This is a genomic window from Halorhodospira sp. 9621, assembly GCF_022228055.1.
GTDB lineage: Bacteria > Pseudomonadota > Gammaproteobacteria > Nitrococcales > Halorhodospiraceae > Halorhodospira > Halorhodospira halophila_A.
Genome location: NZ_JAJNRD010000046.1, coordinates 1 through 9,319 on the forward strand (window position 1 = coordinate 1; position 9,319 = coordinate 9,319).

Consider the following 9,319-nt stretch of genomic DNA (forward strand, 5'->3'; position numbering starts at 1 on the left):
CTTTTCAGGACCGACGAGATACGCGAAATATGGGTTTCCAAAGAAATCCCGCTTTCCGGGCTAACGCCGCAATCACGCGCTTGTCGCGTGCATTGCTTTGTTGGCGCAGTTACTTATCACAGTATATCAAGGGTATGATGTTCATATCTTTTGCTGCGTGTGCAAATGATGAAATAATCCAAAATAATTGTGTTACATGGCCCCGAACCCTTTTTCCATTTTTTATCTTCAAGAACTCACCTTCAATACCCGATTTAGAAACAAATGAGCAACTCAGAACACACCTTCTATTTAGCTTGTAATCCTTTAGCAAGTTATTCAAATAGCTCTCAAACTGATCGGGATCCCCTTTCCTGATTCTCGCTATATTCGCCTCAATTCCGGAGCTAGATTTATAATTACATGAAAGAGAGCTACTTACCTTAGATAGCATAAGCTCCATCCCAAAGTACATGTTGCCAAGATTCTTTATGCCTTGACCGACGACGTCATGTAGGTTGCTAGCAGATGTGCTTGGATCACCATGCTTAGAATGGACAAAACATATATTTGAGTCTCTCTTGTTAAATGTTATATGATCTGCCCATTCATCCCCCAGATCATCACAAAATATGTAATCATCATTTTCGTGCACCGCTTCGACGAAGCTAAACATCGAGTCTTCGGAGAATTTCCATGAGCTCCTGCATACCCTCCCTTTCTCGGACTGCACTTTTGACATACCATCTATCGGCTGCAGAATTTCCAGGATATTATCAATCTCTGAAATCCCTGATGAATCTTCAAAGCAGGAACCATTGAAGTACATATACTTAGGATCATCGAACGCGATACTGTATAATCCGTTTTTTATTATAAACTTTTGAAGTGTAACCTCTTTTCCGTTCTCAACCACCCGAAACTTTGATAGCGTTTTCGAGTGCAAAGTGAGAGTTTTTTTGTTTTCTCGGACCCACGAGCCACCATCCCCACCGATTATCTTGCCGTCATTATCAAGTTCGTAAACCGCCTCCAGAGCGCACTCTAGTTTTTTAAACATACGCGATGAAACAGTTAACTTTCTACCTCTCCTTGATTTATAAACCAATGGAAGGTTGTTTTTTTCAATTCTTTCGAATAAAGAGGAGCTTTCGATCAAAATAGCGTTTGGCTTAGTTGATCCTAATACATCACTGAGCTCTGTTTTACTAGCAAAAGCATCAAGGAAATTATTGGATGTTGGCGACTCAATAAGGCTTATCTGCTCTCTAACCCAAACTCCAATGTCAGAAATGGATTCCCTACTGGATGACTCAACAACACGACCGCTTTTAGATATAGACTTTGTTGTCGATCCCTGGCGTACTTTAAAGTAAAACGGTACTGATCTGCCGGCCGAGTGCGTCGAAAGTAAGCCTTTCAGATTAGCGGCCTCATAAGACCGTGTCCTCAAGGCCCTATCCGATATTGTCATGTTACGGAGTGCCATCTTTTGGAATTCTACATCGTCATCTGAAAAGGTCGAGGAAAATTCCTTACTCCCAATTAAAGTGAAATATTTCTCTAAGGTATCGGTTAAATTTGCACAGCTTTTCTTCAAGACTGCTATGTACCCATCTATTTCTATTATTAGTACGAATGCGTGAATGATGTCTTCAAAATCATCATCCAAGAAGTAGACCGGGCGGGCTGAAGGGAACACTTTTACAGAATAAACAAAGCTGAACTCTTGTTCTTCTAAAACCCGTTCTTGACGAAAAGAGTCAATGATAAACTCGCCATCCGGTGTGATGTTATCCGCCGCCGCATCAAGCACTTCCTGGACAATTGAATCACTCAGGGGTGATGTTATGCGAAAAAAATGTGCATTCTTTGTCAGTTGCAGCCTTTTAGGCACCGAACAACCTCCTTGCTAACGCTAGGGCTGAGCCGCGTCCGTCAGGACGTCTGCTCCAGCCCATTTTTGGGCTCGAGTGACACTTGATTATCCCAAGCTATAGCGCCAGCGCTATCGACAACTACCTGATAAAGCACTCTGCATCCAAGAAAGGTAAAAAGAACAGCGTGGTTCACCTCGTCGTCGGATGGCCGGAACTCGACTGGGACGTCCTGCTTTACTTGAAGGAGAACAACCTCGTCATCAGGCGCCCCCAGCTCATCGCATATATGCTCCATTGCTAAAAGGAAAAGTGCTTCCGTGTCTAATCCTACAACGCGGTACTTTTTGTGCAGCCAATCGATGACTTTCTTTGCGTCCTCCGCCATCTGCCTCCAACCGGCAACAGCATCCTTAACCTTGGTGTAGCACTCCGGCATTCGGAAGAAGAGATCTGCCGCTAACAGCAGCAGAGTAATCGTTGGCCAGTCTGACCCACGGCCATGATTGGACTCTTTGATCACGAAGCGAAAAACCCTCTGTTCAGCAAGATCTGCTTGGAGGCTTTGGACGATCTCTGGTGCCTGCTCATCCCATTCTTTGCCACACGCCGGGTCTTCAAATGGTGCTAACACTATCTTCATTGGGAAATCCAATTTCTGCATGCCGCTCAACGCCATGGGTAAGGTGCCGGTACGGAGCGCAGCGTAGTGCCGATCAGCTTCACCCATTGGTTAGCCCATTTAGGGGCCAAAACTCGGGCCTGGCGCTGATCCGGGTGGAATCGGCCAGGGCGGATTATTATCCATCCACCGTTTCAGCTCACTCAACGAGGCAAATTCCAAGGCTCCGATCGCATCTTCTTCGGGATTCTCAATAATTAGCTCAATACTACCGGTACCACTTTCTTCAAAATCTGATAGCCACGAAACATACGCCTCGAATTCTTCAAGCTCCAAACCAATATTGCCAGAAAGGAAATCATAAACAAACGATTGATCCTTGCATCTCGGGTCCAGAAAAGCCTTGTCATCAAGACCGTTTTGCTCACCCCATATCTCTGCATTACAGACTTCATGCGCGTACCCATTGAGAACTATTGTTCTTTTCTCATCAGGGATCGACCAAGCTATCAGATGGCACGCCAAGTGTTCACCAAGGCGGGTTTCTTCCCTGCGGAGCGCTTTGCACATTGCCAAACGACGGGACTTCCTGTTCTCAGATCGAATATCAGACTCTTCGTACTTGAATTCAGCCATTGCGAAGCGCGAACCCTCCGACATAAGGCAGTCCGCTCCCAAGCAAGCGTCTTGACCATCTAGCGGCGCACCGATAAACCTCTTGCCTTCGCTTTCGGCGGTCTTTTTCAACCGGCTCATGAAAACATTCATGACCGATAGCTCATGCTTTCTTTTTAGTGGGCTGGTCATCGCGAAATTACCCCCTTTCTTGCGCTGGCTAACGCCAGTCGTAACCGGCGCATTTGTAGTGAGCGCAGCGAACAAAAAATTCGCCCGAGTTCACGGCCTTGTTAGGCGATATTACGGCCACCGCTTCTTCCTCAGGACGTATTGACGATCATCCCACAGCCATTGGATAAACTCTTGCATTTGTGGAAACACAGGCTCTGGAGTATTGATTGCGTACGCGAGATGACTTAACTCTGACGTTAGTTCTCGCAGCGGAGCGAGCATCTTCACGACATGCAAAACAGCATATTTAGCCGCCTGATCGTGCAACCCCGGCAAGTCCAACGCCTCCTCCGTAGAAAGAGGCGTCTTATCCAAGCCATGGATTATTGTAATAGTGATGTCATCAATAGCAGGCGCGACCAAGCTTGATTGGCTAAGTATTTTCTCTTTCTGAGATTTGGGAACATCCTTCTCCAAGATTGCCGTTACTATTTGACCCCAGTGATCGAGCGGATCCCTACCGACGTGAGAAGGGTTAAGCGCATCTAGATTGTGGTACCGGGTAGTCTGAGCGAAGTCACTTAACAAGCTAATAATTTCTTTTTGAACTGGATTTAAAGAGTTTCGATCTGGTACTGCGACGCCTCTCGCGTCAGCAATCGTCACGCATTGGTCATACAGCTCTTCAATGTTATGACCATAGTTTTTGAGTTGCTTTTTTTGTTGGCACAGAAATATTATTAGTTGCTATGTGCTCAATTATCACAAGAGCCTTCAGCAGCCTTTCTATCCCTATCGAGAGGTTGAACAACGACGAATAGAATGCGCCCTTGTTGTGAACGTGCGCAGATCGCAGATCGGTTAATCCACTCCCTAGGCATGAGCTAATAAGAAACCCTTCCTGCTCAAGGAGCAAAAAAGATGGCGGAAAATTTGCCCGATACGTCATTTCTTATCGCCTAACAGTGGTATCGACAGATTCTGGGTATACCGGTCGGGCCGATTCTGTGTATTTGGATGCGCCACGGGGCGCTTGGTGGTTCGGTGCTGACGCTCAGTGGCGTTACCGGGGTCTGTTTGGGCAGCCTCTTCGGCATGCGGGTCCTGGGCAGGTCTCGTGTCTTAGTGGGGCGCTGACAGATAAGGTTGCCGCAGACCCGGTGGCTGATGGTAATCAGGTGTTGGAGATGGTGAAGACCATGGGCGCGCACCCTTGCCGTCTCGCTCGGGAAGGCCAGCGGTTCGCCGGAGCCGGTCGACAGGCGCGGACTGAGACGGTAAAGGAGACCCTGCGATTTGGTCTTGACGGCCAGGGTGAAGCATTTTGGCGGCCTGCCGGGGCACTCCAGAGTCCAGCGGTAACATTCCTTGTCAACGAGCATCGATCGGCCTACACCCCTTCAACCTCGATCCCATGCCTGGCCAGCCAGTTCTTGCGCCGCTCGAAGTCGGGCATAGCGCGCTCAAGGCGCCGCCAGAACGCGGGCGTCTGATGGGGTTCGACCAAGTGGATCAGCTCGTGCACCACGACATATTCCGCGATGCTTCGGGGCAGCAAAATGGTCTTCCAGTGGAAGTAGAGCCAGTTGCCTCGTCCGCACGAGCCCCAACGAAACCCCAGGTCTTGGACCTTGACCCCTGCAGGCGATAGCCCCAGCCGTTTCGCATGGGCATCCACCTGACGCCCCAGCCAGTCCTTGGCACGCCCGGCGTACCAGCGGATGAAGTGCTGCCGAGCGTCATCCAGCGCATCCTCCCGCATCCGGAAGCGTCCGGCATCAAGCTTGAGCGGAACGCTCTGCTCGCTGGCCGGAACGATCTTCAGGCGGTAGCTCCGCCCCAGGTAGAGAAAGCCCTCCCCGTCCACGTACTCCTTTCCTGGGACGGGTCGCTGGCGCAGCGCCTTTTCCGCCAGCTTCTTGTAGATCCAGCCACGCTTCTCGGATACAAAGGCCCGCATCTTCTCCGGTTCGGTCCCGGTGGGCACTGCAATGGCCAGATCCCCGTCGCGGTCGACGGTGATCTCCAGCGTCCGGCGTCGGCTGCTCTCGCGCACCTGGAGGACCAGATCGTCGACTTGTAGCTGTGTCATGTGTGTACCAGCCGCTCGTGATTGGCTCGCGCAAGATCAACCAAGCGTTCCACCAGGGGATCGAGCCCATCCACCAGCGGCCAGCACGGCATTCATCGTATCACCCAGACGGCCTTCGAGTCGGCAGCGGTCCATTCGCCCATCGGTCTTCATGTGGCCGATCACCGCCTCTACCGCCGAGCGTCGGCGCAACTCGCGACGAAGTCGCCGGGTGTCCACGCCACGCCGCTGTCCAGAATGGAAGACCTTCATTCCGGGCAACCCCAAGGCGCCCTTGTAGCCGCGGTCGACGTAGCAGTGCGTCGGACGCACACCGCTGAGGATCTCCGCCTGCTCCAGCGCCTCGTTGAGGGTGTGGCCATCGTAGGGGCGATTCGGCATCGTCCGGCAGCCGACGACGAAACTCTCGCGGTTGGTCACCGCCACCGAGACCTTCACACCGAACTCCCAGGGCTTGGCCACTTTGCCCTTGCCGATGACTTCCACCTCCGGTGCATGCCAGGCGAGGAGCTTGTCCGGATCCTTGCGCGTTTGCTCAAGAAGCTGCCGTGCCTTGCGCAGCTGCGGCCGAAGGGCCGTGGCAGCGGATTCCGGGGCATCGACAAGTTTGCGCTCGATGTCCCGCGTCAGCCGCCCCAGGGTAAGCGTCCGGCTGCCCCCGTCTGGATGGGCCGGGGCGGCCGCTGCAATCCGAGTAGACTCGCTTATGCGGCCTGAGGATCGGTCCAGTGGTAGGGTAGCCGCTTCCGGATGCGGTTGGCGGGGTGATCCTGGATGCGCTGGAGCACATCCTCGAGGTAGCGCCGGACGTTGACTCCGTTCTGGTGGCAGGTCGCGACCAGGGTCATCAGACCATCACCGCTTCGACACCCCGCCGGAGCCGGCGAAGTTCCAGTTGCGCCGATCATGCTCAGCTCTGCATAAACGCAATTAGGGCGAATTCCCGATTACGCGGAGCCTCACAGCCCGACGGTCAATAACACTTTGAAACACTGAGAGATGGTGGATGCTGCTTGGCCGTTAATTCAGCCTAGTCAGCTGCACTCGGTCCAGCGACAACCAGACAGAACAGGCGTATTCCGCTCGCCTCCAGGCTGCTGCGAAAAACAAAACAGCGACCTGCGCGGTAACCTCACCCACCCGGCCGGCAGGGGGCCACCTACCTACGCCCGAAGTAAGCATCCCAAGCCGCGGTATCCGGATCCAGGCTCTGGATCTCGGCATCATCGGCCTCGAGGATCAGGCGCTCGAGCATCGCTCGTTTCGTGACGGCGTAACGACGCGCCAACCGCCCCAAGGCGAGGTCCACTTCCATGCGCACCCAGGCATTCAGGGGACGCTCGCCCGCCCCTCCATGGGCGGTTCGGCGCCGGGCGCGATACGCACGCTGCCGCTCAGCACTGAACTGGGCCACGGGTCACCTCCTCTCCAGGGGATAGGCGTCTGACCCAGTCCGATAGAAGATCCGCGGAGGACCACCCGTACTGGGGCGGAGAACACTGATCCGGCGCCACTCCGGAGCGCCGCGGAAGGCGAGTCGACGCGCATCCCTGGCGGCGCTGTACCGATCGTGGGCGGCGATCAGCTGCGCCTCCGGGATCCGGTTGCCGTCCACAGAGCCCTCGATGACTCCGAAGACGTAATGGAGCAGCTGCCACGCCTCAGAGTCCTCCTCGCGCAGCTGGCTAAACTCCCGCTCCAGCAGCGGCTTGTTCAAAAGAGCGTGCTCCCGCCTCCAGAACGGGGTACGGCCGAGAACCGCCGGTGCCACCTTCCCCAGGTCGTGAAACAATGCGCCAATCAGCACGCCCTGGCGAACCAGGCCGGCGGAATCCGGCTCCCGAACGACCCGGCCAACCGCCTCAACGAGCTCCAAAGAGTGCTGCAGCAACCCTCCCGGCTCCACGTGATGACAGTCGTCACTGGCCGGGATCGTCACGAATGGCGCGATCCTGACCGGATCGCCAAACACACGATCGAGAAAAAGGCGCAGGGCCGGGCGAGTGATGGCCTCGTCCATCAAGCGGTAGAGGCGCTCGAGCACCCCCGGCACCGGGCAGAGCCGATGGGGAAGCAGCCGGAGCGTCGAGTCCACGCCGGTCGGCTCGAGCGCATCCACACGGTAATACCAGCGGCCTTTGGCTGTTTGCGCTCGGGTCACCGTGACGCGCACCACGCCCCCTTCCCCAGGCGGACGCGGAGCCCCCGATTCGTCCATCGGCGCCCGGTAGAGGACCTCCCGGGAGCCGGAACAGTCTTCCAGCTCCAGGGCGTAGAGGCCGGGCAGGGCTTGCCGGCGCTGCACCCGGGCAACTCCGTAGACACCGCTCCAACAGGAGAACGGCTCTTCAGGGACCAAGCGAATCAGCGTCATGCCGCAGCCTCCACCCGGCGCTGAAGCCGGTCCACGAAGACACGGAAGAGCGCCTCCGCAACCGCCCGGTCTTCCAAATCCAGCTGCCGGAGCAACCAGTCTTCAAGGGCAGCCTCAAGCGGCTGCCCTTGCCTCGCCCCCACCACCGCACGAAGTCGCTGCGGATCCTCACTCGCGAATGCACCGAGCAGGACCTGCGCCATCTCTTCCACCGGCGCCGGAACCACGTACGCCTCGTACCCTGGACCCTTGAGTTGAGTCATTCGCATCAGCCCTGCTCCTGCTCGTCGTCACCTCCGGAGAACACACCGGCCATCTCGGCCGGCCCGAGCTGTGCGGCAAGCAACCGCTCGATGGCCGAGCCGTCGCGCCGGGTCAGGTTCGGCACGTAGCGCGAGTACACGGTGAAGAGCATCTTCGTGTCGCTGTGCCCCATCTGCCGGGCGATCCACTCCGGGGACTCGCCCGAGGCGAGCCAGAGCGTGGCCGCAGTGTGACGGGTCTGATACGGCCGTCGCCGGCGCAACCCCGCGGCCTCGAGCGTCGGATACCAGATGCGGTTGGAGAGGTTGTTGTACTGGATCGGCCCGCCCTTCGGGGACTGGAACACGAACGCCCCCTCGTCACCGCCGGTGCGCTGGTACTGCTTGCGCAGGGCGGCCTCGACCTGGCTGCTCATGTCGATAAAGCGCTGCGAAGCCGTGGTCTTGGTCGATTGGGCATGCCGCCCCTTGACCAGCGTCTCGCGGACCTGGATCTGCCGGTTCTGCAGATCGACGTAGCGCCAGCGCAAGCCATCGATCTCCGAGGTCCGCATGCCGGTGAAAAAGCGCACCAGGAAGTACTCCCGGTAGGCCGGCTCCACCGTGTCGAGAAAGGTCTTCACCTCCTCGAGCGAGAGCGGATCGATCTCGGTGCGCCCCTGACGCAGCGGCTTGACCGCATCCGCCGGATTGGTAACGTTGTAGCGGTCGGCGGCTTCGGCAAGGATCTGTCGCAAGAGCGCGAGGATCTGATTCACGCGACTCGGCGACAGGGCCCTCTGGCTATCGCTCGGTGCTTTGGCGAGCTTGGCGCGATAGTCGAGGATTTCGGCCTTCGTGAAGTCGCCGACCCTCTTCTTCCCGAAGTTCGGCAGCAGGTGCTTGTTGAGGATGTCCCGGATCTTGCCCTGGTAGGACGGCTTCCAGGTCACCTCGTACTGCTGCAACCACTCCTCTACGAAGGCCGAGAAGGTCGGCGTACCGTCTCCACCCCCCACGCCCACCGCCGTAGCGGAGACCTCCTGGCTCGTTGGCGTGCCCCCCTGGGAAGTTGCCGCGAACTTCTTAGCGCGGGGGCTGTTTGGGAAGTAAGACGCGTAGTCGAACGTCCCCAACTCGATCTCCGCCTCGATCTTGCGCAGGACCTGCTCCAGCCGCTTACGGTTGGCGCGGTTGTCTTTGAGCCGGGTGTACTCGCGGCACCGCTCCCCCTTGTAGCGGAAGTCGAAGAACAGGCACCCATCGGATCGCACTCGCACACTAGCCATGGCAGACCCCTCCAGCGGCCAGCGGGATGCCACCCTGTTCCGCCGCATGGGGGGC

The 9,319-nt window shown here is 56.2% G+C and carries 11 protein-coding genes; all 11 read right to left on the minus strand.

The features are described from left to right. Positions 1–109 precede the first annotated feature (109 nt). The 11 genes from LRF89_RS12420 to LRF89_RS12470 all read right to left on the minus strand — a co-directional run bounded on the left by LRF89_RS12420 (position 110) and on the right by LRF89_RS12470 (position 9,264). On the minus strand, positions 110–1,876 hold the full coding sequence (locus LRF89_RS12420; RefSeq protein WP_238637262.1) for a hypothetical protein: 1,767 nt from the start codon (positions 1,874–1,876) through the stop codon (positions 110–112). Between the two features lie 41 nt (positions 1,877–1,917). Next, positions 1,918–2,586: a hypothetical protein gene (locus tag LRF89_RS12425; RefSeq protein ID WP_238637263.1), complete on the minus strand. Its 669-nt coding sequence runs from the start codon at positions 2,584–2,586 to the stop codon at positions 1,918–1,920. A gap of 12 nt (positions 2,587–2,598) precedes the next feature. Continuing rightward, positions 2,599–3,285, minus strand: coding sequence for a hypothetical protein (locus tag LRF89_RS12430; protein WP_238637264.1), 687 nt, complete (start codon positions 3,283–3,285; stop codon positions 2,599–2,601). A 111-nt stretch (positions 3,286–3,396) separates the two neighbouring features. Further along, entirely contained in the window at positions 3,397–3,933 is a 537-nt protein-coding gene (locus LRF89_RS12435; RefSeq protein ID WP_238637265.1) for a hypothetical protein, read from the minus strand. A gap of 724 nt (positions 3,934–4,657) precedes the next feature. Continuing rightward, positions 4,658–5,359: a M48 family metallopeptidase gene (locus LRF89_RS12440; protein ID WP_238637266.1), complete on the minus strand. Its 702-nt coding sequence runs from the start codon at positions 5,357–5,359 to the stop codon at positions 4,658–4,660. Positions 5,360–5,395: 36 nt separating this feature from the next. After that, positions 5,396–5,845, minus strand: a complete 450-nt coding sequence (locus LRF89_RS12445; protein WP_238637267.1) for a transposase — start codon at positions 5,843–5,845, stop codon at positions 5,396–5,398. A 218-nt stretch (positions 5,846–6,063) separates the two neighbouring features. Next, positions 6,064–6,207 (minus strand): transposase domain-containing protein, encoded by a 144-nt coding sequence (locus LRF89_RS12450; protein WP_238634926.1) that lies wholly within the window; start codon positions 6,205–6,207, stop codon positions 6,064–6,066. Between the two features lie 311 nt (positions 6,208–6,518). Continuing rightward, a complete protein-coding gene (locus LRF89_RS12455; RefSeq protein ID WP_238637268.1) occupies positions 6,519–6,773 on the minus strand; it encodes a hypothetical protein in 255 nt (84 codons plus the stop codon). Between the two features lie 3 nt (positions 6,774–6,776). Further along, on the minus strand, positions 6,777–7,733 hold the full coding sequence (locus LRF89_RS12460; protein ID WP_238637269.1) for a TraI domain-containing protein: 957 nt from the start codon (positions 7,731–7,733) through the stop codon (positions 6,777–6,779). Next, positions 7,730–8,002 carry a hypothetical protein gene (locus LRF89_RS12465; protein WP_238634929.1) on the minus strand — a complete coding sequence of 91 codons (273 nt, stop codon included), beginning with the start codon at positions 8,000–8,002 and terminating at the stop codon, positions 7,730–7,732. Before LRF89_RS12465 ends, LRF89_RS12460 begins: the two co-directional genes overlap by 4 nt. Then, positions 8,002–9,264: a site-specific integrase gene (locus LRF89_RS12470; RefSeq protein WP_238637270.1), complete on the minus strand. Its 1,263-nt coding sequence runs from the start codon at positions 9,262–9,264 to the stop codon at positions 8,002–8,004. Before LRF89_RS12470 ends, LRF89_RS12465 begins: the two co-directional genes overlap by 1 nt. Between the last annotated feature and the right edge of the window lie 55 nt (positions 9,265–9,319).

Excerpts from the sequence above, each read along its gene's own strand:
- LRF89_RS12425 (WP_238637263.1), bottom strand. The coding sequence starts at position 2,586 with ATGGGTGAAGCTGATCGGCACTACGCTGCGCTCCGTACCGGCACCTTA.
- LRF89_RS12430 (WP_238637264.1), bottom strand. The coding sequence starts at position 3,285 with ATGACCAGCCCACTAAAAAGAAAGCATGAGCTATCGGTCATGAATGTT.
- LRF89_RS12440 (WP_238637266.1), bottom strand. The coding sequence starts at position 5,359 with ATGACACAGCTACAAGTCGACGATCTGGTCCTCCAGGTGCGCGAGAGC.
- LRF89_RS12450 (WP_238634926.1), bottom strand. The coding sequence starts at position 6,207 with ATGACCCTGGTCGCGACCTGCCACCAGAACGGAGTCAACGTCCGGCGC.
- LRF89_RS12460 (WP_238637269.1), bottom strand. The coding sequence starts at position 7,733 with ATGACGCTGATTCGCTTGGTCCCTGAAGAGCCGTTCTCCTGTTGGAGC.
- LRF89_RS12465 (WP_238634929.1), bottom strand. The coding sequence starts at position 8,002 with ATGCGAATGACTCAACTCAAGGGTCCAGGGTACGAGGCGTACGTGGTT.
- LRF89_RS12470 (WP_238637270.1), bottom strand. The coding sequence starts at position 9,264 with ATGGCTAGTGTGCGAGTGCGATCCGATGGGTGCCTGTTCTTCGACTTC.